Annotated in this window: 19 protein-coding genes and 2 pseudogenes; 4 read left to right on the top strand and 17 right to left on the bottom strand. The window is 67.2% G+C overall.

Annotated features, from left to right (window positions below):
• Window positions 1–13: 13 nt before the first annotated feature.
• From ACW7G3_RS08620 to nudE, 9 genes are all read right to left on the bottom strand, one after another.
• Complete coding sequence (locus tag ACW7G3_RS08620; protein WP_456982314.1) at window positions 14–1,246, bottom strand: ABC transporter permease; 1,233 nt, start codon at window positions 1,244–1,246, stop codon at window positions 14–16.
• The gene (locus ACW7G3_RS08615) at window positions 1,243–1,956 is read right to left on the bottom strand and encodes an ABC transporter ATP-binding protein (RefSeq protein WP_456982312.1); all 714 of its coding nucleotides are present in this window, start codon (window positions 1,954–1,956) and stop codon (window positions 1,243–1,245) included. Before ACW7G3_RS08615 ends, ACW7G3_RS08620 begins: the two co-directional genes overlap by 4 nt.
• A complete protein-coding gene (locus ACW7G3_RS08610) occupies window positions 1,953–3,455 on the bottom strand; it encodes an efflux RND transporter periplasmic adaptor subunit (RefSeq protein ID WP_456982311.1) in 1,503 nt (500 codons plus the stop codon). Before ACW7G3_RS08610 ends, ACW7G3_RS08615 begins: the two co-directional genes overlap by 4 nt.
• Before the next feature lie 92 nt (window positions 3,456–3,547).
• Entirely contained in the window at window positions 3,548–4,819 is a 1,272-nt protein-coding gene (locus ACW7G3_RS08605; protein ID WP_456982309.1) for a sensor histidine kinase, read from the bottom strand.
• Between the two features lie 21 nt (window positions 4,820–4,840).
• Window positions 4,841–5,554 carry a response regulator transcription factor gene (locus tag ACW7G3_RS08600; RefSeq protein WP_456973472.1) on the bottom strand — a complete coding sequence of 238 codons (714 nt, stop codon included), beginning with the start codon at window positions 5,552–5,554 and terminating at the stop codon, window positions 4,841–4,843.
• A gap of 132 nt (window positions 5,555–5,686) precedes the next feature.
• Complete coding sequence (locus ACW7G3_RS08595) at window positions 5,687–5,989, bottom strand: Mpo1-like protein (RefSeq protein WP_456982308.1); 303 nt, start codon at window positions 5,987–5,989, stop codon at window positions 5,687–5,689.
• Window positions 5,986–6,819, bottom strand: a complete 834-nt coding sequence (mazG, locus tag ACW7G3_RS08590) for a nucleoside triphosphate pyrophosphohydrolase (protein WP_456982307.1) — start codon at window positions 6,817–6,819, stop codon at window positions 5,986–5,988. Before mazG ends, ACW7G3_RS08595 begins: the two co-directional genes overlap by 4 nt.
• Before the next feature lie 3 nt (window positions 6,820–6,822).
• Window positions 6,823–7,620 (bottom strand): 3'(2'),5'-bisphosphate nucleotidase CysQ, encoded by a 798-nt coding sequence (gene cysQ / locus ACW7G3_RS08585; protein WP_456973478.1) that lies wholly within the window; start codon window positions 7,618–7,620, stop codon window positions 6,823–6,825.
• Window positions 7,607–8,161: an ADP compounds hydrolase NudE gene (gene nudE, locus ACW7G3_RS08580; protein ID WP_456982305.1), complete on the bottom strand. Its 555-nt coding sequence runs from the start codon at window positions 8,159–8,161 to the stop codon at window positions 7,607–7,609. Before nudE ends, cysQ begins: the two co-directional genes overlap by 14 nt.
• Before the next feature lie 56 nt (window positions 8,162–8,217).
• Here nudE and bioA point away from each other — a divergent pair, with 56 nt between their 5' ends.
• Both bioA and ACW7G3_RS08570 read left to right on the top strand, forming a co-directional pair.
• A complete protein-coding gene (bioA, locus tag ACW7G3_RS08575; protein WP_456973482.1) occupies window positions 8,218–9,606 on the top strand; it encodes an adenosylmethionine--8-amino-7-oxononanoate transaminase in 1,389 nt (462 codons plus the stop codon).
• 2 nt (window positions 9,607–9,608) lie between these two features.
• Window positions 9,609–10,367, top strand: a complete 759-nt coding sequence (locus tag ACW7G3_RS08570) for a 16S rRNA (uracil(1498)-N(3))-methyltransferase (protein WP_456982413.1) — start codon at window positions 9,609–9,611, stop codon at window positions 10,365–10,367.
• Between the two features lie 14 nt (window positions 10,368–10,381).
• Here ACW7G3_RS08570 and ACW7G3_RS08565 read toward each other — a convergent pair whose 3' ends face one another.
• From ACW7G3_RS08565 to ACW7G3_RS08555, 3 genes and pseudogenes are all read right to left on the bottom strand, one after another.
• Window positions 10,382–10,873: a chemotaxis protein CheW gene (locus ACW7G3_RS08565; RefSeq protein ID WP_456982303.1), complete on the bottom strand. Its 492-nt coding sequence runs from the start codon at window positions 10,871–10,873 to the stop codon at window positions 10,382–10,384.
• The gene (locus ACW7G3_RS08560; protein ID WP_456982301.1) at window positions 10,870–12,198 is read right to left on the bottom strand and encodes a chemotaxis protein CheB; all 1,329 of its coding nucleotides are present in this window, start codon (window positions 12,196–12,198) and stop codon (window positions 10,870–10,872) included. The genes ACW7G3_RS08565 and ACW7G3_RS08560 overlap by 4 nt, the downstream gene beginning before the upstream one ends.
• Window positions 12,191–14,491, bottom strand: a pseudogene (locus ACW7G3_RS08555) (response regulator); the annotation flags it as partial. The gene ACW7G3_RS08560 and the pseudogene ACW7G3_RS08555, both read right to left, overlap by 8 nt.
• 65 nt (window positions 14,492–14,556) lie before the next feature.
• On the opposite strand from ACW7G3_RS08555, the gene ACW7G3_RS08550 reads away from it, so the two are divergent.
• On the top strand, window positions 14,557–15,423 hold the full coding sequence (locus tag ACW7G3_RS08550; protein WP_456982412.1) for a pentapeptide repeat-containing protein: 867 nt from the start codon (window positions 14,557–14,559) through the stop codon (window positions 15,421–15,423).
• Window positions 15,424–15,838: 415 nt separating this feature from the next.
• Here the strand turns inward: ACW7G3_RS08550 and ACW7G3_RS08545 are convergent.
• The 5 genes and pseudogenes from ACW7G3_RS08545 to pilG form a co-directional block, all read right to left on the bottom strand.
• A pseudogene (locus ACW7G3_RS08545) lies at window positions 15,839–18,049 on the bottom strand (Hpt domain-containing protein); the annotation flags it as partial.
• An 83-nt stretch (window positions 18,050–18,132) separates the two neighbouring features.
• A complete protein-coding gene (locus tag ACW7G3_RS08540) occupies window positions 18,133–20,154 on the bottom strand; it encodes a methyl-accepting chemotaxis protein (RefSeq protein ID WP_456973488.1) in 2,022 nt (673 codons plus the stop codon).
• Window positions 20,155–20,184: 30 nt separating this feature from the next.
• Window positions 20,185–20,712: a chemotaxis protein CheW gene (locus ACW7G3_RS08535; protein ID WP_456973743.1), complete on the bottom strand. Its 528-nt coding sequence runs from the start codon at window positions 20,710–20,712 to the stop codon at window positions 20,185–20,187.
• A 32-nt stretch (window positions 20,713–20,744) separates the two neighbouring features.
• Entirely contained in the window at window positions 20,745–21,116 is a 372-nt protein-coding gene (locus ACW7G3_RS08530; RefSeq protein WP_456973490.1) for a response regulator, read from the bottom strand.
• A gap of 19 nt (window positions 21,117–21,135) precedes the next feature.
• Window positions 21,136–21,537 carry a twitching motility response regulator PilG gene (gene pilG / locus ACW7G3_RS08525; protein WP_456973492.1) on the bottom strand — a complete coding sequence of 134 codons (402 nt, stop codon included), beginning with the start codon at window positions 21,535–21,537 and terminating at the stop codon, window positions 21,136–21,138.
• Between the two features lie 193 nt (window positions 21,538–21,730).
• Here pilG and gshB point away from each other — a divergent pair, with 193 nt between their 5' ends.
• Window positions 21,731–22,675 (top strand): glutathione synthase, encoded by a 945-nt coding sequence (gene gshB / locus ACW7G3_RS08520; RefSeq protein WP_456982299.1) that lies wholly within the window; start codon window positions 21,731–21,733, stop codon window positions 22,673–22,675.
• Window positions 22,676–22,677: the final 2 nt, after the last annotated feature.

Below are 22,677 nucleotides of genomic sequence, written 5' to 3'. Positions count from 1 at the left end.
GCGTGGCGCGCTCCTACTGGCGGAGCGCCTCAATGGGATCGAGCTGCGACGCCTTGCGCGCCGGGTAATAACCGAAGAACAGGCCGGTCGCGATCGAGAACCCGGCCGCCAGGCCGATCACCTGGCCGTTCAGCTGCACCGGCAATGCTCCCATCCGCCCCACCAGCAGCGCTCCCACCGCTCCCAGCGCGATGCCGATGATCCCGCCGATCAGCGAGATCAGCATCGCCTCGGCCAGAAACTGGCGGCGTACATCCGAAGGCCCGGCGCCGACCGCCATGCGCAGCCCGATCTCCCGGATCCGCTCGGTCACCGACACCAGCATGATGTTCATGATCCCGATGCCGCCGACGATCAGCGAAATCCCTGCGACTGCGCCCAGCAGCAGCGACATCAGCCGCGTCGTTGCCGTGCGCGCCGCCACGATCTCGGAAATATTGCGCACGACGAAATCATCCTCCTCGCCCGGCGCGATCCCGTGCCGCTGGCGCAGCAGCGCTTCCACCTCGCCCTGCACATAGCCAAGGTCGTCGGCATTGGCCACCGTCAGCGCCACCTGCATGACCGCCCGCGGCGGCAGGCCCATGGATCCCAGCAGCCTGCGCCGGCCGGTCTCCAGCGGCACCATCATCACGTCATCCTGGTCCTGTCCCCAGCCGCCCTGGCCCTTCGACTCCAGCACGCCAGCCACGGTAAACAGTGCCCGTCCCAGCCGCACCGTCTCACCGATGCCGGGCTGGTCACCGAACAGTTCCCGACGCACCGTTTCTCCCAGGATCACCACGTTGGCGGCGCTGCTGTAATCCTGCGGCTCAAACAACGCGCCATCAGCCAGCCGCCAGGCGTTGATCTCGAAATAATCCGGTTCCACCCCCTGCCACGTGGCTGCCCAGTTGCTCTCGGCGAACACCACCTGGGTATTGCCACGCAGCGAACCGGACACGTACTGGACCTCCGGGATTTCATTGCGGATCGCGTCCACGTCGCCCTGGCTCAGGGTGTAGCGGCTGCCCGCGCTCATTCGCGCCGCGCCCGGCCCGCGCTGCGCCGACGGCGAGATGTCCAGCCGCTGCGAGCCGAGCCCGGATACGAGGTTGTCGATCTCCGCCTGCGTGCCCTGGCCGACCGATACCATCACGATCACCGCCGCGATGCCGATGATCACCCCCAGCGAGGTCAGCGCACTGCGCATCCAGTTGCCCCGCAGGGCAAAGATCGCGGTCCGCAGCACATCGGTGAACGTCATGACCTGGCCTCGATTTCTCTCTGTTCGTGCTGTTCGTGCAGTTCCCCGTCGTGCATGACGAAAATGCGACTGGCGTGGGCGGCCACCTCTGCATCGTGGGTGATCAGCACCACGGTATGCCCCTGGTCGCGCAGGCGCTCGAACAGGGCCAGGATCTCGGCCCCGGTTTTCGAGTCCAGCGCGCCGGTGGGCTCGTCGGCCAGCAGGATCGGCGGCCGGTTGATCAGCGCGCGGGCAATGGCCACCCGCTGCTGCTGGCCGCCAGACAGTTCATTGGGACGATGCGACGAACGCTCGCCCAGCCCCACCGCTTCCAGAGCTTGCAGCGCCATTTCCCGGCGTTCATCCACTGGCACCCGCGCATAGCCCAGCGGCATCGCCACATTGTCCAGGGCACTCATGCGCGGCAGCAGGTGGAAGCCCTGGAACACGAAACCGATCTTTTCCCGGCGCAGCATCGCCAGTTCCTCGGGATCCAAAGTGGCCACGTCGACCCCGTCGCACAGGTACTCGCCGCTGCTCGGGCTATCCAAAGCGCCGAGCAGGTTCATCAGGGTTGATTTTCCCGACCCGGACGGCCCCATGATGGCCACGAATTCACCGTGCTCGATGCGCAGATCCACGTCGCGCAGCGCCACCACCTCGGCCTGTGAACCCGGTGAATACACCTTGCCCAGGCCTCGGGTCTCGATGACCGGGACCCCGGTCACTGCCGCGCCCGCGCGCCGGTCACCACGATGTCGCCTTCGGCGATATCGCCCGACACCTCGGTGTTGGATCCGTCACTGGCGCCGATGCGCACCGTCACCATCTGCGGCCCGCCATCCACCAGCCGGTAGAGCGGTGCGAACCGGGCGCTGCCCATTGATGCCAGCTCGCGGTCCCACGCGGCGCGCTGGTCATCGTCCAGGGTGGCACGGAAATCGGCGAAGTCCTGCTGGTAGCGCTGGACCATCCGCTGGCGCATCTGGGCCTGCATGCCGGCCCCGCCGCTGCGGCGCATCCCGCCGCCGAACATTGCCCCGTTCCCGCCCTGTGGCGGCGCGGTGGCCCGACGGGCGTCAGCGCGGGCGCGGATGCCCTCCAGTGCAGCATCAAATGCGGTCCGCTGCTCCGCAGTCAGCGAGAGGCCGGAGGCCGCCCGGTCCAGCTCATCGTTCATGCCGCCCCTCGCGCCGGCGGCGCCCTGCGGCGCGCGCGCGTCCGCTTCGGCCGGCTGATAGCGCAGCGCCGCGTTGGACACCAGCAGCACGTCATCGCGGCGGCTGACCTCGATCTCGGCGTTCACGGTCAAACCCGGCAGCAATGTGCTGTCGCTGTTGTCCACCGCCACCATCACCGGATAGGTGATGACGTTGTTGGTATCGGTAGCGGCCAGGCGCACCTGCAGCACCTCACCGCGGAACTGGCGGCCGGGGAAAGCATCCACGGTAAACGACACCTGCTGGCCTTCCTGCACCTGGCCGATGTCGGCCTCGTCCACGGCCAGCTCGATCTGCATCTTCGACAGATCCTCTGCGATGGTGAACAGTTCCGGCGCCTGCAGGCTGGCCGCCACGGTCTGGCCGGGCTCGATGGTGCGGGTAAGCACCACGCCATCCACCGGCGACCGGATCACGGTGCGGTCGAGGTTGACCTGCACCGTGCGGGTTGAAGCGGTCTGCTGTCGGATCTGCGCCTGCGCCGAGGCTACCTGCGCCCGCGCCTGGTCCAACGCCGCACGGGCGAGATCGATGTCGCTGCGCGCCACCAGCTGCCGCTCGCCGAGCCCGGCCTTGCGCTGGTAATCGGCTTCGGCGTTGGCAAGCGTGGCCTGCGCCTGGGCCAGCGAAGCCCGGGCGCTGGCGATCTGCGCATTGCCCTGTTCGATCTGGGCGTCATAGCTGCTGGGATCAATCCGGGCGATCACCTGGCCCCTGCTCACCGTATCGTTGAAATCGACGAGCACATCCGTCACCTGGCCCGAAACCTGGCTGCCGACCACCACGGTGGAGGTCGCGCTCAGGGTGCCGGTGGCGGAAATCGCCACGCGGATATTGCCCTGCTCGATCGTGGTGGTACGCCAATTGCCCTCGTCCTGGGCAGAGCCGCGCTGCTGCCACATCCACAGGGCAGCGATCGCCAGCAGCACGCCGGCGACGATGATCACAACGCGAGAGCGGCCACGCGAACGGCGCGGGCGGACGGGTTTACGGCTGGGTTGGCTCATGGGTGCGGCAGGCCGGACAGTGGATGACACTCAAGGGAACGCCCACGCCGGGCCGCGGTTGACATGGCGCCGCCTGCCCGCTGGCACTCCGGTTATTTCCTGAAGCGGATCTCGGCCACCGTGCCCTGCCCCTGGGCGCTGCGCAGGGACACCGGCCAGCCAAACCGTTCACCCAGCCGGCGCACGATCGACAGCCCCATGCCCTTGCCGGGCCCGTGGAACTGGTCGGCCCGGTAAAACGGGTCGTACACCCGCTGCAGGGTGCCCGGCGACATGCCGATCCCGGTATCGCGCACGGCGATCGTGGCGTCCGTCACTTCCACCTCGATCAAACCGCGTTCGGTGAACACACAGGCGTTGCTGAGCAGGTTGGCCAGCATGACCCCCAGGACCCGCGGCGGCGCGGACAGCACCGGGTCGCCGGAGCCGGTCACCCGCAGCTCGACCGGCTTGCCGGCCAGCAGCGGCAATGCGCGCTCGACTTCCTCGGCCACCACCTCGCGCACCCGGAATTCCTCACCTTGCGGTTCCACTTCGATGTCACGGGCCAGGATCAGGAACGCCTCCACCACCGCTTCCATGTCGCGTCCGGCGGCCTGGATCCGCTGCAGCGACCGGCGCGAGCGCTCGGGTGTTTCCGGATCGGCCAACAGCATGTCGCTGGCCACCCGCACCACCGTCAGGGGGGTACGCAGTTCGTGACTGGCATCGCGGGTGAAGTCACGCTCGCGCTGCACCAGCGCCCGGACCCGGGTGGCCAGGTCACGCAGGGCGCTGCTGAGCTGCCTGACCTCGCTGCCTACGTGTCCGGGACTGCGCCTGACATCAAGCGCCTCCATCGCATTGCTTTCCATATCCCAGCTGGACACCCTCGTCGCCAGCCAGGTGACCGGCATCACCAGCCGGCTGGTGGCGCGATAGGTGAGCCAGCTCAACACGAACAGGCCCAATGAACCGAGGAGCGCAAACAGCATTGCTGCAGCCCACATCACCCGCTTCGCATGCGCGAACGACATCTGCACGTACACCGTGCCTTCCGGGCGTGAATCCACCCACAGGTGGCGGTCGTAGCCCGGCAGCGCGTGCGAGCCGGGCGCCCGCCGCAGCGGCGGCGGCACCGTTTCGATCGCGCTGTCGGCGGGCAGGAAATAAACCTGCACGCTGTCAGTCCGGGGCGGTACATAGCCCGGGTTGGCCGCACGCGCGGCCCAGAACTCCTCGCCCTGTACCTGCAGGCGGGCGTCGATCAGGGTGCGCAGGGTCAAGCCGCAGCCAACCGTCACTGCGATAACCAGCACCAGGCTGGCCACCAGGGCCTGCACCAGAAAGCGGCGACGGAGCTTGCGCGGCAACCCCTGTGGCATCGTCAGGCCCGTCCCACCCGGTCAGGCGGGTGACTGTTCTATATCGGCAATCCTGTAGCCGGCACTCTGCACGGTATGCAGCAGCGGACGTTCGAACGGTTTGTCGATGGTCTTGCGCAGGTTGTACAGGTGGCTGCGCAGGGTGTCCGAATCGGGCAGGCTGTTGCCCCAGATCTCACGCTCGATCTCCTGCCGGCTCACCACCCGCGGCGACTCGCGCATGAGGATGGTCAGCAGCTTCAAGCCGATGGGCGAGAGCTGCAGCTCCTGGCCGGCACGGGTGGCGCGCAGGCTGGCCGGATCAAGCACCAGATCCGCGACCTTGAGCACTTCCGAGCCCACCTGGCGGCGCTCGCGCCGGATCAGCGCCCGCAGCCGCGCTTCCAGCTCCTGGATCGCGAACGGCTTGGTCAGGTAGTCATCCGCGCCCGAGCCGAGCCCGGTCAGCTTCTCATCCAGGGTGTCGCGCGCGGTCAGCATCAGCACCGGCGTGGATTTGCGCGCTTCCTCGCGTAGCCGCCGGCACACCTCGATCCCGTCCAGGCGCGGCAGCATCAGGTCCAGCACGATCACGTCGTAACTGTTTTCCGCGGCCAGCCGATAGCCATCCAGACCGTCAGCCGCGTAGTCCACCTCGAATCCCCGTCCTTCCAGGTATTCGCCCACCATTTCCGAAATATTGCGGTTGTCTTCGACAATCAAGACCAGCCCGCCCGGCTCCTGCGTTGCGCGCATATCGACTCCGATGTGGCAATGAATGGAGAGAAGCCTTACGGCTCCTTCAGCTTTGTGAAAGATGCCGTCCGGCTGGTGCACGCGCCGTGAAGATCCGCAGTCGGGTCAGAAATTCAGATCAGAGAGTTCTGATCAGAGACGGATACGCCCGGTGAGGATGTCCTTGAACATCACCCAGTCGCCGAGGAAGGAGTACAGCGGATGACGGAAGGTGGCCGGGCGGTTCTTCTCGAAGAAGAAGTGCCCAACCCAGGCAAAGCCGTATCCGCACAGAAGGGCCGCCAGCAGGCACCATCCGCTGCGCTGCCAGACGGCCAACAGCACCAGCAGCAGCGACCCGCAGCTGCCGATGAAGTGCAGCCGGCGCGATGTGCGGTTGGCGTGTTCGCCGAGATAGAACGGATAGAACTCGCGGAAGCTGGAAAACCGGCTCATTGCTGCGACTTTTCCGCCTGCTTGGCCCGGCCCCAGTATGCCTCATGCGCCGCCAGTGGAAGCTCCGGCAAGCTGGTGCCGTCAGCCTTCGCCAGCGCCTCCATGGCCCGGAACCGGCGCTCGAACTTGTGGTTGGCCCGGCGCAGCGCCGTACCCACGTCCACCTGCGCATGGCGGGCCAGGTTGGCCGCCACGAACAGCACGTCGCCGATCTCCTCTTCCAGCCGCTCCCGCGCTGCGGCTGCATCATCACCGGGGGCTGTCGATACCGCATCGAACTCCACCCGGACTTCCTCGATCTCTTCCTGCAGTTTGGCGATGACCGGCTCCGGTCCCGGCCAGTCGAAGCCTGCCCGCGCGGCGCGGTTCTGCAGCTTCACCGCCCGCATCCATTCCGGCAGTCCGCGTGAGACTCCGGCCAGTGCCGAGTCGTCCACCTCGCCGCGCGCTTCCCGCTCGCGCCGCTTGTATTCCTCCCACTCGCGGGTCTGTTCCAGGGCATCGGCCACCTGTGTACCGCCGAACACGTGCGGGTGGCGGCTGACCATCTTGTCGCAGATGGCCTGCACTACATCCCCGAACCCGAACGCTCCGGCCTCCTCCGCCATGCGTGAGTGGAACACCACCTGCAGCAGCAGGTCGCCAAGCTCCTCGCGCAGCCCGTCCATGTCGTTGCGGTCGATGGCATCCGCCACCTCGTAGGCTTCCTCGACCGTGTACGGAGCGATGCTGGCGAAATCCTGCGCCAGGTCCCACGGACAGCCGCCGTCGGGGTCGCGCAGGCGGGCCATGATCCCGGTCAGGCGGCGGATGTCCTGGGCTTCAGGCATGGCCTAAAGCCATTCCTGCCACGGCAGGGAAGGATCACCCAGGGCGATGAAATCGCCATTGAGCAGCGTCTCCCGCTGGTTGTAGCGGAACGGGCGCCCGCGCGGATCCACCAGCATCCCGCCGGCCCCTTCGAGGATCGCCTGCCCGGCGGCCGTATCCCACTCGCTGGTGGGTCCGAACCGGGGATACACATCCATCCTTCCTTCCGCGAGCCAGCAAAATTTCAGCGATGAACCGAGCGCCACCGGCTCGATCACGCCGATGCGCTCCATCAGCGCCTCGGTCCGGCCATCACGGTGCGACCGGCTGGCGGCAACGCGCAGTCGCGCGCCCGCCTCGCGTTTCCCCGTGCGCAGCGCATGCTCGATGCCGCCATCGCGCCGCCAGGCGCCACGACCCGGCGCCCCGTACCACAGCTGTCCGGTCACCGGCTGCTGGATCACTCCAAAGCTGGCAATGCCGTCTTCGACCAGCGCGATATTGACGCTGAACTCGCCGTTGCGCTTGATGAATTCGCGCGTGCCGTCCACCGGATCCACCACCCACAGTCGATTCCAGCCCAGCCGCTCCGCCGCCGTGACCTCGTGCGCGGACTCCTCCGACAGCACCGGGATTTCCGGCGTCAATGCCCGCAGCCCGTCGACAATCACATGGTGCGCGGCGAAATCGGCCGCGGTGACCGGCGAGGCGTCGTCCTTGCGCTCCACTTCGAACCGGCCCGCGTACACCTCGAGGATGGCTGCCGCCGCCTGCCGGGCGATATCGATCACACCCTCGCGGATGGATTCAGCGACCGGCATGGTGGCGCAGGTACTCACGCACGATGAACAGCGCGGCGATCGAGCGGCCCTCCGAGAAGTCCTCCTGCAGGACCAGCTCATGCAACGCGTCCAGCTTCCACGGCACCACTTCAAGCTCTTCCGGCTCGTCACCGGGCAGGCGCTCGGGGTACAGATCGCGGGCCAATACCAGATGGGTCTGGTGGCTCATATAGGTGGGCGCCAGGGTGAGCATGCGCAGCACCTGCACATCGCGCGCACCGTAGCCGGCTTCTTCCTTCAGCTCGCGGTCGGCGGCCTGCTCCGGGGTTTCACCCGCATCGATGCGGCCCTTCACCAGGCCCAGCTCATAGCGGTGCAGCCCGGCGGCGTACTCACGCACCAGCAGCACGGTGTCCGCATCCAGCATCGGCACCACGGCCACCGCCCCGTAGCCCCGCCCGTGCACGCGCTCGTAGCGGCGCCGCTCCCCGTTGCTGAATTCCAGGTCCAGCCGCTCCATGCGATAGGGCCCGGCCTCGTGCTCACTCACCGAATGGATGATCGGCAGCTTGCGGCTCATACGGGGCGGCCGGCGCCGGCTTCAGGCGCCCGGGTGATAATGGGAGGATGGACAAGATGATTCACGATCAAACCATTCTAGCCGACGCCACCGACTGGTGTACCCGCGATCTCCAGGTGCTCTGGCACCCATGCACCCAGATGCGCGAGCACCCCAATACGCTTCCGCTGCTACCGGTTGAGCGCGGCGAAGGCGTGTGGCTCATCGGCCCCGACGGCCGCCGCACCCTCGACGCCGTCTCCAGTTGGTGGGTGAACCTGTTCGGCCATGCCGAACCACGCATTGCCGCAGCCATCGGTCGCCAGGCGCAGACCCTGGAGCACGTGATCCTGGCCGGCTGCTCGCACCAGCCGGCGGTGGAGCTCGCGGAGCGCCTGCTGGCGATCGCCCCGCGCCAGCCTGGCCGCGACCCGCTGGCCAAGGTGTTCTACGCCGACAACGGCTCGGCCGGGGTCGAGGTGGCGCTGAAGATGGCCTTCCAGTGGTTCCGCAATCGCGGCGATGAGCCGCGACGCACGAAATTCGTCGCCCTGGAGAACGGTTACCACGGCGAGACCATCGGCGCGCTCTCGGTGGGCGACATCCCCCTGTATCGGCGCGTGTATGCACCGCTGCTGATGGAAGCGATGTTCGCGCCGTCGCCCGACGCCTACCTGGCCGGCAGCGAGCGCGATGCCGTGGCCCGGGCGGAAGACGCCGCGGATGCGCTGGCGCGGCTGTTCGATGAGCATCCGGGCGAAATCTGCGCGCTGGTGCTCGAGCCACTGGTGCAATGTGCCGGCGGCATGCGCATGTATCACCCCGTGTACCTGAAGCGGGCGCGCGAGCTGTGCGATGTGCACGGGGCATTCCTGATCGCCGACGAGATCGCGGTCGGTTTCGGCCGCACCGGCACCATGTTCGCCTTCGAACAGGCCGGGGTGATGCCCGACCTGATGTGCCTGTCCAAGGGTCTGACCGGCGGGTTCCTGCCGCTGGCCGCAGTGTTGGCCACGCAGGCGATCTACGACGGGTTCCTGGACGAATCGCGCGAGCGCGCCTTCCTGCATTCGCACAGCTATACCGGCAACCCGCTGGCCTGTGCCGCGGCGCTGGCGACCCTGGACATTTTTGAATCCGACAACGTGCTGGCCCGCAACCGCGTGACGGCCGAAAAGATGGCCCGGCTGGCAGCCCCGCTGGCCGAGCTGCCCCACGTGGCCGATGTGCGCCAGACCGGCATGATCCTGGCGATTGAACTGGCCGAAGGCGGTCGGAACGGTACCCCGTTCGATCCCGCACGGCGCATCGGCCTGCATGCCTACCGTGCCGCCGTCGAGCGCGGCGTGCTGCTGCGCCCGCTCGGCGACATCCTTTACTGGATGCCGCCCTATTGCATCCAGGATGACGAACTGCAGCTGCTGGCCGACGTCACCCGCAGCGTGATCGAGGAGGCCACCTCGTGACCGTGCCGGGCGCAGGGACCGTCCGCGGCCGGGTGATCCGGGCGTTCGTGGACGCGCCGCTGGCTGTCGGAGCACGGGTCGGCCTGTCGGAGACGGCAGCCGCACACCTGCTGCGGGTCTTGCGCCTGCGCGAAGGCGACGAATGCGTGTTGTTCAACGGTGACGGCCAGGATTACGCGGCCCGCATCACCGCCGTGGGCAAGCGGGACGGCGAAGCCGAGGTCATCGCCGCGCGCGCCGTGGACAACGAATCCCCGCTGCGGATCAACCTGCTGCAGGGCATTGCCCGCGGGGAAAAAATGGACCTGATCCTGCAGAAGGCAACCGAGCTGGGGGCCAGTGCATTCGCACCGGTCAGCAGTCAGCGCAGCGAGGTGAAGCTGGATGCCAAGCGCGCGGAAAAGCGCCTGGCCCACTGGCGCAGCGTGGTCACTTCCGCCTGTGAGCAGAGCGGCCGCGCCCGGGTGCCCGAGGTCGCCCCACCCGCGCCCTTGGCCACGGCCTTGGACAGCCTTCCGGCTCACCCCCTGCGCCTGCTGCTGGACCCGTTCGCCGAACATGGCATTGCCGGCATCGCTGCGCCGGCGGACGGCGCGTTGTCCATCGCTATCGGCCCCGAAGGCGGCTGGTCACCGCGCGACCGGGAGATGCTCGAGTCCGCCGGCTTCACCGGCGTGCGCCTGGGACCGCGCGTGCTTCGCACGGAAACCGCCGGCCTGGCCGCGATTGCCGCCCTGCAAGCCCGGTTCGGAGATCTCTAGCGGTTTTTCCGCCGCTAACCGGCCTGCTGCAGCGCGCTGTCAATCTGCCCGGCAATGGCGTCAAGGTCCGGAACCATGGCCCGGTCTTCGTTGAGCATCACGCTGGCCAGCGCGGCCTCGGGCAGGGGCTGGCCTTCGCCCGCATCCGTCAGCAGCGAATCGTGGGACACCGTGACCAGCCGCGGGAAGCCCTGGGCCAGCACCGCGAAGTACGGCAGGCGCGGATTGCCATGCAGCGCCTTGACCACCGCCACCTTGCTGCCGAGGTCGCCAGCTTCGTCTGCCGCGGCACCGGTCAGTCGCCCCCATGCGACCAGGGGCAACTGCCACCCGCGCCAGCGGATGCGGCCCAGGATCCAGTCGGGCGCTCCATCCAGGGGCTCGGGATCGGCATAGGACAGCACTTCGGAAACGCTGGCGTTGGGCAGCAGCAGGCTGCCGCCCTTGATCTGGATCAGCACCCCGCGGATATCACGGGAGACGCTGCCGGCATCCTGTTGGTTCATGGTTGCTGCTCCTCCATACCGGCGTCTGCCTGGTCAATCTGCGGCGGCCAACGCTCCTGCAGCCGAGCTGCGATCGCTGCCGCGTCAATGGCGGAACCACCATGCTCCATCAGCCGCTGCGCGGCCGCTGCATCAAAACTGGCCTCAGCGGACTGCCCCAGCACCAGCGCACCCGCCTCGCCCAGTTGCAGTGCTTGACCCACCAATGCGGCATCGGCACCACTCATGAACAGCACCGCGCTGTCATCGGCAGCCAGCCCGGACGGCAGGCGCTGCAACGCCGATTCGTCGCGTACAAACTTCAGCCGCGAATCGTCCGCAACCACATCCATCCCTTCAGGAAGGAAGTACACGCGCCCGGTCTCGATCGCAACGCCTTCATCGGCCAGGATCACAGACAGCGGGGTAGCCCGATCCATTTGCCGCACCAGCCGCTCATAGCGCCCGCCCTCCAGTCGCAACCGCACCAGCAGCGGACGCGGGAACCGCTCACCCAGGGCCCCCAGCAGCTGGCGCACTGCGTCAGGCCCGCCCAGACCGGCTTCCACCAGTACCGCGCCAGGGCCGGATTGCCGGCTGTAGTTGTCGCCATCGGCAAGGCTGAGGCCGGCGATGCGCTCCTCCAGAGCCGCAAGGCGCGTATCAGCGTCATCCTCGCCTGGGGAAGCATCGGTGACCGGCACCTCGGGATCGACCAGCTCAAGGTTGGAGAACATTCCCGATGCGGCCGCAACCGCGGGCGGGTCCGCCGCGCGGGCGTCTTCGGAGTCCGGCCCCGCCGCGCTGTCCAGGTTGGCGTCCGCGGCGGCGCTCGACATCCGTTCCAGCCAGGCCTCCAGGCCTTCATCGGCAGGCACTTCGGCAGCATTGCCCTGGGCTTCGTCCTCGATTGAACGGAACTCTTCTTCCAAGCCCTCCACCACCGGCTGCTGCAAGGCACCCGGCTCAGGCTGCCACTCTCCTTCCGGTTCGGCGCCGGGCGGCAACACATCGTCATGGCGCAGCAGCTTTGCGCGCAGATGACGGATCCAGCGCGCTGCATCCCAGCCGGACCGCGAAGCCGCCAGCTCCACCTCGTCGAAGATCACTATCAACGAAGGATCCGACAAAAGGGCATCCCAGGCCTCCAGCGCGTCCTCGATGGCCGGTTCCAGCGCCACCAGCACGCCCTGCGGTTCTTTGGACGCCACTTCCCCGGGATCCGCGGTCAGCGGATCGACCACGGCCACCAGCTGCGCGCCGGCTTCGCGCAGAGCTTCCTGCAGCCGCTCGCGCGCCTGGCCGTCCCGCGCCAGCAATGCCACCCGCACCCCGTGCTCAGCCATCGGGCTGCTCCATGCCCAGCAGGTCGAACACGTTGTGGATCAATTCGTTCTCCTGGTACGGCTTGCCGAGGTAGCGCTCGACGCCGATCTCGAACGCACGCTGGCGATGCTTCTCGCCGGTACGCGAGGTGATCATCACGATCGGCACGTCGCGCAGGCGGGCATCAGCCTTCATGTGCGTGGCCAGCTCGTACCCGTCCATGCGCGGCATTTCGATATCCAGCAGCATCAGGTCGGGCACGCGTTCATCCATCCTCTCGATCGCATCGATGCCGTCGCGTGCAGTCACCACCTCCAGGTGGTTTCGTTCCAGCACGCGCCCGGTGACCTTGCGCATGGTGACGGAGTCGTCGACCACCATGACCAGCGGCACCGGCCGCGCTTCCACCGCCGGCGCGGGCCGCACGTCGTGCGGCTGCGTTGCCAGGCGGCGGACCAGCGGCGCCACGTCCAGGATCACGCGCACGCTGCCATCACCCATGATGGTCGCGCCGAAGATGCCCGGGACCGACGCAACCTGCGGGCCCACCGGCTTCACCACGATCTCGCGGTTGCCCTGGATCTGGTCGACCGCCACCGCTGCGCGCAGACCACCGGCGCCGATCAGCAGCAGCGGCATCTGCAGGTGGCCCTCGGCGCGTGCCGGGGCCTGGCCAACCAGCCGACCCAGGTCATGCAGCACGTATTCCTCACCGCCGTACTCGTAGGCGGCATCCGGCTCGGCCATCGCCTCGCGGGAAATCCGGCCAACGCCGCGCACCGAAGCAATCGGCACTGCGAAACTGGTGTCACCGATCTGCACGAACACCGCCTGGGTCACCGCAAGGGTCTGCGGCAGACGCAGGGCAAAGGTGGTGCCCTCACCCTTGCCGGTGTTGATTTCCAGCGTGCCGCCCAGCTGGCGGACCTCGCTGGTGACCACGTCCATGCCCACGCCGCGACCTGCCAGACGGCTGACCTCGTCGGCGGTGGAGAAGCCCGGCTCGAAAATGAGCGTGTCCAGCGCCTCGTTGGTCAGCACCGCGCCCGCGGCCACCAGGCCGCGCTCTTCGGCCCGCCGCCGGATGCTGGCCCGATCCAGGCCACGGCCATCGTCGGACACCAGCAGCACCACTTCGGAACCTTCACGGCGCACCGTGATGCCGATCCGGCCTTCCTCGGACTTGTCGGCCTTGCGCCGCGCCCTGGAATCCTCCAACCCATGGACCACCGCGTTGCGCAGCATGTGCTCCAGCGGTGCGGTCATGCGCTCAAGGACGTTGCGGTCCAGCTCGCCCTGGGCACCTTCCACATGCAGCTGCACCTGCTTGCCGGTCTCGCCGGCGGCCTGGCGCACCACCCGCCGCAGGCGCGGCAGCACGGACTCGAATGGCACCATGCGGGTGCGCATGAGGCCTTCCTGCAGCTCCGAACTGACCCGCGACTGCTGGGTCAGCAGGGTTTCGTACTGGCTGGTCAGGTCATCCAGCGTGCCCTGCAGGCTGTTCATGTCCGCGGCTGACTCGGCCAACGCGCGCGACAGCTGCTGCAGGGTGGAGAAACGGTCGAGCTCCAGCGGATCGAATGTTGCCTCGGTCGTTTCCGTCTCGCGCTGGTAGCGGGCGATGATCTGGGCTTCGGTTTCGATGTCCAGGCGACGGAGCTGGTCGCGCAGACGCATGTTGGTCTGCTCCATCTCCACCATTGCGCCGCGGAACGCTCCCAGCTGCTGCTCCAGGCGTGCGCGGTAGATCGCAACCTCACCGGCGGAGTTGACCAGGCGGTCAAGCAGGTCGGCGCGCACGCGCACCTGTTCCTGCGGCGCCCGCGTCTCGCCATCGTCGCCAGTTGCGGCAGCGGCATCGGCCATCGGTGCGGACAGCGGGTCCAGCACCTTTTTCGGCGCGCGCGGCTCTGTTGGGACGGAGGTCGTGACACTCGCATCCGGGCGGTCGGCGCTGGCGGTGTCACCCGGGGCTTCGAAGGCGGAAACGAGCTCATGTGCACTGGAGATCGCACGCCGGTCGCGCACGCGGGTCACCATGACGTGCAGCCGGTCATAGCCGCGCTGGAGCAGTTCCATCCCGTCGCGGCCCAGTTCACTGCGACCCTCGACGACGGACTCCAGTACCGTCTCCATCGCGTGGCCCAGCTCGCCGATCGGCAGCAGCCCGGCCATGCCCGCACCGCCCTTCAGGGTATGCAGATCCCGCTGCAACCCGACTATGCTCTCGCGATCGCCCAGCTGGTCGGCGAGCTGCGCCAACAGGCCGTCGGAGTGATCAAGCAGATCGCCGGCCTCTTCGATGAAGATGTCGACCAGCTCGACGTCCAGCGCGGACAGATTCAGAGGTTCGTCCGGATCGTCGGTCTGCCCGGCTGGCACTGGTTGCGTGGTGGCCTCGAGGCGTTCGGCTTCGAGACGTTCAGCTTCAAGGCGCTCGGCTTCGAGACGTTCGGCTTCGAGGCGCTCGGCTTCGAGGCGTTCGGCTTCGAGACGTTCGGCTTCGAGACGTTCGGCTTCAAGGCGCTCGGCTTCGAGACGTTCGGTTTCGAGACGTTCGGTTTCGACACGTTCGGCCTCGACACGTTCGGCTTCGATGCGCTCGGCTTCGATGCGCTCGGCTTCGACACGCTCGGCCTCGATACGTTCGGCTTCGATGCGCTCGGCTTCGATGCGCTCGGCTTCGACACGCTCGGCTTCGACACGCTCGGCTTCGACACGCTCGGCTTCGACACGCTCGGCTTCGACACGCTCGGCTTCGACACGTTCGGCCTCGACACGTTCGGCTTCGATGCGCTCGGCTTCGATGCGCTCGGCTTCGAGGCGTTCGGCTTCGAGGCGTTCGGCTTCGAGGCGCTCGGCTTCGACACGTTCGGCTTCGACACGTTCGGCTTCGAGACGTTCGGCTTCGATGCGCTCGGCCTCGAAACGCTCCGCTTCTATGCGTTCGGCTTCAAGCAGCTCCGCCTCCAGTTCAGGATCGGAGGGATCCGGGATATCAAAATCTGCGAACCGCATGGAAGCGGGTTCGGGCAGCGAGTCACGCAGGGCTGCCCAGCGTGCGGCCAGATCTTCACAGACCGGCACGCCCGGCGTATCCGACTTCAGCCCGGAGATCGAGCTGCGAACCAGCGTGGCCAGCTCCTGCATGGCGGCCACGGCCTCCTCGCTGGCAGTGTTTCCAGTGCCGAGCAGGCGCCGGACCCAGGATTCAGCGGGCGACAGGGCGGTTGGCACCATAGGCACTTCGGCCATCGCAAACGCGCCGTTCATGGTGTGCACTGCGCGCAGCAGTGAATCATCCACCGTCGTCGGACCCGAGGCGGCGGCCTGCAGCCAGCCATCTACCACCGCCAGATGGCCATCCACCTCGGCGTCGAGGATTTCAAGCAGCAGCTCATCCACCTGGGCCGGCACCAACTCCGGGGCAGCGGCGGCTGCGGGCTCTTCCATGGCTGGTGGAGACGCTGACAGCACTTCGACTGCGCCCTCCCCTTCACCGGCCGGGCTGCTGCGCAGCGGTGCCCGCGGCATGGTTTCGTCACCGCCGGCAATGCGCTCGGCATCTTCCTCCAGCGCGGCCAGATCCACATCCAGGCTGCGCTCGCCCTTCAACGCTGCCTGCAACACCGGCAGTACGTGAAACGCATGATCGACGACAGCAAACACCGCGGGGCTGGCCGGACGACCGCCTTCCAGAACCCGGTTGAGCAGACTTTCGATTTTCCAGCTGAACTCGCCCAGGGTGCGTGCGCCCACCAGCCGGCCGCTGCCCTTCAGGGTGTGGAAAACGCGGCGGATCGGCCGTAGCCGCTCCATGTCGTCGGGACTGTCGCGCCACGGCGGCAACAGGCCATCGAGGTTGTCGATTTCTTCGGCAAACTCTTCCAGGAAGACTTCGCGGATCTCGTCGTCGATTTCATCGCCGGTGGCTTCGAAGCCGCCTTCGACCTGCGCCGGGGGCGACATCGGCGCCGGGACCTGTTCCGGTTCCAGACCGGCAGCCGTGACGCCAGCGCCTTCTCCATCACGCGTCCCGGCCTCTTCGCCAGCGCCAGCCTCTGGCCCTTGGCGGTCAATGAACGCGGCAACGGTTGCCGCCGTATCCTCCAGCCCGGCCTCCGCCAACCCGATGGGATCTTGCGGGGCTTGGTGTCCTACCGGCTCGGCGTGCCCGGCCTCAACCGGCAGCGGCCAATAGCCCAGGGTTTCCAGACTGCTGCGGGCAATATCCAGGATGTCCTGGCGGCCGCCCCGGTGTTCACCCAGTGCCTCCAGGTAGTACTCCAGGCTGGCCAGGGTATCGGCCAGGGTGTCCAGCTGACGACCGTTTGGTACCCGGCGGCGAGCGAGCAGTTCGGTTTCGGTAAAGCGACTCACCCCGGCCAGGAAATCCGCAGGCTGTTGCAGCTGGAGCATGCGCATCGCGCCGCCCACCTCGTCCAGCAGCCGCGGCACTTCCACCAGCTCATCGTGGTCCCAGCTAGTTTCCACGAAAGCAACAAACGCCTGGCGCGCATCGGCGAAGTTGGCAATCGCCTCACGGGCGATGACTTCCACCGCCTTGCGCGACTCATTCGCCAGGGGATCCTGCTCCTGATCGCTATCGCTGACCCCGAGGCGCGCCACCTGCTCATCAAGCGAGGCGTCCACGTAGAGCAGCGAACCGGCGATATCAAGCAGCGCGTCTTCGTCGGCAGCGCGGTCCCCACGCACGATCGCGTCCACGGCATCGCGCTGTTGCAGCACCACGGTGCGCGCCACGCCCAATCCAAGCATCCCGAGCGTGTCGCCGACACGGTCCAGGATATCCACCTGCGATTCGAGCCCTGCGATCCCGGCCTCGCCGGTACGCAGGTGCAGGTCCAGCGCGTCCTTGACCCGCAGCAGGTCTTCTTTCACCGCGGCTGCCACGGTGTCGAGCAGCGCGCGATTGCGCCCGCTCAGGCTGCCATGGGCATGATCCAGTTCGGCTTCGCTGGGGGCTGCCTGCTCCAGGTCGAATGTGCTGCGCAATTCCTTCAGCGCCGGATGCCCGACATCGCCGGCAGCAACGTGGAACAGCAGCTGACGGGTGGCTTCGAGCGCGGCGTCAACGCCGGCGAAACCATCCTTTTCCACCAGATGCCGTCGGGCCTCACGGACCACGCTTGAGAACGCCTGGCGCAAACCAGGCGACGACGCCACGGCACCTCCCCCAAGCGCCTGCATTGCACGCTGCGCAACCCAGAGCATCCGCCGTACGGGCTCGTCGGCCGCCTGCGGAAACAGATCCCCCAGGGCGCCGCCGAATGCAGCGGCATCCGCGGGTAACCCGCCTTCAGGCCAACCGTCCATGGCTGCCGCCAGGGATTGGACCGGAGCGGCGGCGCCCGGACTGTCCTCGCCAGCATCTGCAGCAGGCGCCGACAGGGCCGCCGGCATCGGCCGGTCCAAGTCCGGGGCAAACAGTACGCTTTCGCTCAGACCAGTCGCGCCACGCGCGGCGCGCAGCTCGTTGAGCAGCGGAAGCAATACGATCGGTATGTCTCGGTGCCCACCCTGCAGGCGCTCCAGGTAGTCGGGCAGCAGCACGGTGCCACGCATCAGGGCGGCGCAGGCCGCGTCCCGCTCGAGCGCTTGATCCGCCTGCAGTGCGCCCGCCAGCTGCTCCATTTCCTCGGCCACCATCGCCAGGGCATACAGCTCGACCATGCGCAGGGTGCCCTGCACCTGATGCAGATAGCCTGCACAGAAGCGCATCCGGCTGCTGTCGGTCGGATCTTCGACGAACGCCTCCACCTCGAGCCGCGCCTGGCGCAGGGTTTCATCCAGCTCCGGCTTAACCCAGCCCAGCGCCGTGTAGTCGATTGCGTCACGCAACGCCATCGTCATGGTGCATCCCTCCACGGGAGCGCCCGTTCCGTGCTGCATTCGTTGCCGTTGCCGATCATTTCAGTCCCTGCGCCCGCTCAGACCGGCAGCTTGAAGTCGGCGACCGAACGACGCAGGTCGGCGGCCAGCTGCGCCAGGTTGCCGATCGACTCAGCAGTCTGGTTGGCACCTTGCGAGGTCTGGGCGGTGATGGACTGGATGGTGTCCATCGTCTGGGTGATGCTGGAGGCGGCGTCGGACTGCTGCCGCGCGGCATTGGAGATGCCCTGAATCAGGTCGGCCAGGCTGGTCGAAACGCTTTCGATCTCGCCCAGCGCGGTCCCCGCATCCTCGGCCAGGCGCGCACCGGAAACCACCTCGGAGGTGGTCTGTTCCATCGAGCTGACCGCCTCGTTGGTATCGGTCTGAATCGTTTCCACCAGGGCCTCGATACGCTTGGTGGCGCTGGATGCACGCTCGGCCAGCCGCTGCACTTCGTCCGCCACCACCGCGAACCCGCGGCCCGCCTCGCCCGCAGAGGCGGCCTGGATGGCCGCGTTCAGCGCCAGGATATTGGTCTGCTCGGAGATGTCGTTGATCAGCTCGACGATCGAGCCGATTTCCTGGGAGCTCTCGCCCAGCCGCTTGATGCGCTTGGAGGTCTCCTGGATCTGGTCACGGATCGAGTCCATGCCGGCGATCGTCTCGCGCACCACGCCCGCGCCCTTGGTCGCGATCTGCACCGAGCGCTGGGCCACGTCGGCCGATTCGGCGGAGTTCTTCGACACCTGGCCGATGTTGGCCGCGATCTCGGTGATGCGGTTGGAGGCGGAAGTGATTTCCCGCGCCTGGTGCTCAGCGGCCTCGGCCAGGTGCATGGCGGTGGCCTGGGTCTCCTGGGCGCTGGAGGACACCTGCACCGAAGTGTCGTTGATGGTCTGCACCAGGTTGCGCAGCTGCTCGACGGCGAAGTTGATCGAGTCGGCAATGGCGCCGGTCATGTCTTCGGTGACCGTCGCCTTCACCGTGAGATCGCCTTCGGCCAGCGAGCCCATTTCGTCCAGCAGGCGCATGATCGCCTCCTGGTTGCGGTTGTTGAGCTCCATCGTGGTTTCGTAGCGCTCACGCTGGGCCCGGTTGAGGCTGAACACCAGGCCGACAATCGCAGCCAGGGTCGCCAGACCCGACAGGATGCTGATCCACACGTTGCCGAGGATGCTGGTATCGGACAGCGAGCCGAACGCGGTGAAGGCCTGGAACAGGCTCTCGCTGTCGGCCAGCAGCTGGTCCGAGCCGGCGGTGATCGAAGTGGCTGCGCCCTGGGCGCCGGCGAGGCTGTCAGCCGCGGCCAGGATCGCGTCCAGCGCCGGGCGGATCTCTTCCCACAGCTCATCCACGCTGGTCAGCGCGGCCAGCGCGCTGGCGTTGGTGAGAGGCTGCACGTTGAGGTTCTCATCGCCCTCGCGCAGGCCCACGCGCACCTGTTCAAACAGGCTCGCCCGCCGCTGCAGCGTGTCGGCCGCTCCGACGGCGCCTTCGCCACCCGCCTGGATCTGGGTCACGAAGCGCACCATGTCGCCGGTCAGCACCACTTCGCGCAGCGCCATGTACACCTGCGAGGCCGGCGATCCGGTGTTGGACATGGCCCGCACCAATTCGTCAAGCTGGGCCTGCAGCCCCGGCACGCCCCGGTTGAAGCGCTCGGCGTTGCCGGCCAGTCCCAACACAACTTCCTGGCTGTCGATCACCTGCTGGGCGTTCTGCTGGATCGGCTCCCAGGTGCGACTGACGGTCTGGATCGGGCCGGACACGCCGGTGGTGTCGCCGAAGTTGCTTTGCAGGCTGGCGATATCCCGGTCGATTTCCGCCTTGGTGGCACGGAACGCGCCGTACGCCGCGGTATCGCCGGCCACCGCCTCGTTGCCCTGGATCGCCAACCGCTGCGAGTTCACCTGCAGGCTGGAAGCGGCGCTACTGGCCCCGCCCAGCTGCGCAGCTTTCCAGATGGCGTAGCCGGTGTTGGCGCCAAAGATCAGCAGGGCCACTGCCAGCACGGTCAGCCAGGCGTTCGTGCCCAGGTTGCGGCCCTTGCCGGCGACGTTATCCACTTCAGTGCTCATGAGCTTGTCCCAGTTGCTATGCGATGCGGCTTACGCCGCGGCCTGTCTGAATTCGGGTGTGCGCGAGAGCCGGTCAAGACTGAAGATCCCCCACGCGTGCGCTTCCAAGCGGTAGGCCCGCTCGATGAAATGCGCGTACCGCCCTTGTGCCAGCTCGTCGGCCGGCGTGTCCTGTTCGTCCTGGAAGCTGCGCTGGCCGTACATTTCATCGATGGTCACGGCCACGTTCCCGCCCGGCTGGCGCACGATCAGCACGCGCTGGTCCTCGTGCAGCACCGTGCGCTCGCCTTCCAGGAACTGTTTGAGGTCAACGATCGGCAGCAGGTTGCCGCGGATGTTGCCCACGCCCAGCATCCACGGCTGCGAACCAGGCACCGGCGTGACCTGCGGCATCGGCAGCACTTCCAGCACTTCATGGAAGCCTGATGCGAGGCGGCGGCTGCCAATCCGGTAGCCCACGCCACGCCACAGCCCGGGCGCGTCGAGTTGCTCCGGAAGACCGGGCTCATGCGCCAGCGACCGCCGCTCGTAATCGAGCAGGATCGCGAACGGATCAATGGCGCCGGCGCCCGTGTTGGCGCGCTGCTTGTTCACTTGGCGCCGCCAAGCAGCCCGTTGATGGTCTCGACCAGCTCGGCTTCTGCCGGCGGCTTGACGAGGTAGCCGCGGGCGCCCTGGCGCATGCCCCAGGCGCGGTCTGTTTCCATGCCCTTGGTGCTGACGATCACCACCGGGATATGGTCGGTCTCGGTATCGCGCGACAGCGCGCGCGTGGCCTGGAAGCCGTTCATGCCCGGCAGCACGATATCCATGATCACCAGGTCGGGCTGCTCGCGCTTGCACAGGACGATGCCGTCCTCGGCGCTGCTGGAGGCAAGCACCTGGTGGCCGTTGCGCTCAAGCAGCTGGGTCAACACCGCCGTGTCGGTCGGCGAGTCTTCGATCAACAGGATTCGTGCCATGGATGTGCCTGCCCCCCGGTCAGGCGTGGACGTGCTTGCGGATGGCGTCGAGGAGTTCCTCGCGCGTGAATGGTTTGGTGACGTACTGCTCCGAGCCCACGATCCGTCCGCGGGCCTTGTCAAACAGGCCGTCCTTGGACGAAAGCATGATCACCGGCGTGGATTTGAACAGCTGGTTGTTCTTGATCAGCGCGCAGGTCTGGTAGCCATCCAGGCGCGGCATCATGATGTCCACGAAGATGATCTGCGGCTGCTGGTCGGCGATCTTGGCCAATGCCTCGAAGCCATCCACCGCGGTGGTTACTTCCGCCCCCTCCCTGCGGAGCAGCGTCTCGGCGGTGCGACGGATCGTCTTCGAGTCGTCAATCACCATGACCCGCAAGCCCTGGAGGCTGCCGGGCGGTGTGTCTTCTACGGTCATCTAAGTCTTCCCCTGGCGCGGCGCCCCCGGTTTCCCCGTGTGCCGCTGCAACCCGACCATATATCCCAATCGGCGACCGGACTGTCAAGCACGCGGAGCACTTTACCCCCGATCCGTGAACCCCGTCAGCCTCTGGCCGGACACCTGCTGCTGGTAACATCACGACCTCCCATCGCCACCGGTAGCGCAGCCCATGACGCTTGATGTCATCGTCATCATGGATCCGATCAGCGCGATCAACGCTGCCAAGGATTCCACCTTCGCAATGCTGCTCGCTGCCCAGCGCCGCGGCCACCGCCTGCATTACGTGCTGCCCGGTGGGCTGTCGCTGAATGGAGGGATTGCGCAGGCACGCATGGCTGCGCTGTCCGTGCAGGACGATCCGGAAGACTGGTTTGAACTGGGCCCGGAGTCCAGCCGCGCGTTCGGCCCCGGCGATGTTGTCCTGATGCGTCGCGACCCGCCGGTGGATGCCGAGTATGTCTACGACACCCAGATCCTGGGACTTGCCCAGGCCGCCGGTGCGCGCGTGGTCAACGATCCACAGGGCCTGCGCGACCTCAATGAAAAACTGGCGGCACTGGAATTTCCCCAGTGCTGCCCGCCAACGCTGGTATCGCGCAGTTCCAAGGAACTGAAAGCATTCGTTGCCGAGCATGGCGATGCCATCCTCAAGCCGCTGGACGGCATGGGCGGGCGTTCGATCTTCCGCACCAGCCCCTCGGACCCGAACATCAACGTGATCCTGGAGACGCTCACCGACGGCAACCGCCGCACGGCAATGGCGCAGCGCTACCTGCCGGAGATCGTGGACGGGGACAAGCGCATCCTGCTGGTGAACGGCGAGCCGTTGCCCTACTGCCTGGCGCGCATTCCCCAGGGCGACGACTTCCGCGGCAACCTCGCAGTGGGCGGACGCGGCGAAGGACGGCCTTTGACTGACCGCGATCGCTGGATCGCAGCCCAGGTGGGGCCGGAAATGAAGCGTCGCGGCATGATCTTCGTCGGCTTGGACGTGATTGGTGACTGGCTGACCGAGGTCAACGTGACCAGTCCTACCTGCATCCGCGAGCTGGACGCCGAGTTCGGCCTGGATATCGCTGGCGACCTGTTCGCGGCGATCGAGGCCGGAGCGTGACG

The sequence above is a fragment of the Luteimonas sp. A478 genome (assembly GCF_054052025.1).
Note: the sequence above shows the minus strand (reverse complement) of the source record. Positions and strands in the feature narration are given on the sequence as shown.

Coding starts and splice junctions, on each gene's coding strand:
- ACW7G3_RS08605 (WP_456982309.1), bottom strand. CDS start 4,819: ATGCCACAGGGGTTGCCGCGCAAGCTCCGTCGCCGCTTTCTGGTGCAG.
- gshB (WP_456982299.1), top strand. CDS start 21,731: ATGACGCTTGATGTCATCGTCATCATGGATCCGATCAGCGCGATCAAC.
- ACW7G3_RS08565 (WP_456982303.1), bottom strand. CDS start 10,873: ATGAACCAACAGGATGCCGGCAGCGTCTCCCGTGATATCCGCGGGGTG.
- ACW7G3_RS08540 (WP_456973488.1), bottom strand. CDS start 20,154: ATGAGCACTGAAGTGGATAACGTCGCCGGCAAGGGCCGCAACCTGGGC.
- ACW7G3_RS08620 (WP_456982314.1), bottom strand. CDS start 1,246: ATGACGTTCACCGATGTGCTGCGGACCGCGATCTTTGCCCTGCGGGGC.
- ACW7G3_RS08610 (WP_456982311.1), bottom strand. CDS start 3,455: ATGAGCCAACCCAGCCGTAAACCCGTCCGCCCGCGCCGTTCGCGTGGC.
- bioA (WP_456973482.1), top strand. CDS start 8,218: ATGATTCACGATCAAACCATTCTAGCCGACGCCACCGACTGGTGTACC.
- nudE (WP_456982305.1), bottom strand. CDS start 8,161: ATGAGCCGCAAGCTGCCGATCATCCATTCGGTGAGTGAGCACGAGGCC.
- pilG (WP_456973492.1), bottom strand. CDS start 21,537: ATGACCGTAGAAGACACACCGCCCGGCAGCCTCCAGGGCTTGCGGGTC.
- ACW7G3_RS08560 (WP_456982301.1), bottom strand. CDS start 12,198: ATGGCTGAGCACGGGGTGCGGGTGGCATTGCTGGCGCGGGACGGCCAG.
- ACW7G3_RS08595 (WP_456982308.1), bottom strand. CDS start 5,989: ATGAGCCGGTTTTCCAGCTTCCGCGAGTTCTATCCGTTCTATCTCGGC.
- cysQ (WP_456973478.1), bottom strand. CDS start 7,620: ATGCCGGTCGCTGAATCCATCCGCGAGGGTGTGATCGATATCGCCCGG.
- mazG (WP_456982307.1), bottom strand. CDS start 6,819: ATGCCTGAAGCCCAGGACATCCGCCGCCTGACCGGGATCATGGCCCGC.
- ACW7G3_RS08530 (WP_456973490.1), bottom strand. CDS start 21,116: ATGGCACGAATCCTGTTGATCGAAGACTCGCCGACCGACACGGCGGTG.
- ACW7G3_RS08600 (WP_456973472.1), bottom strand. CDS start 5,554: ATGCGCGCAACGCAGGAGCCGGGCGGGCTGGTCTTGATTGTCGAAGAC.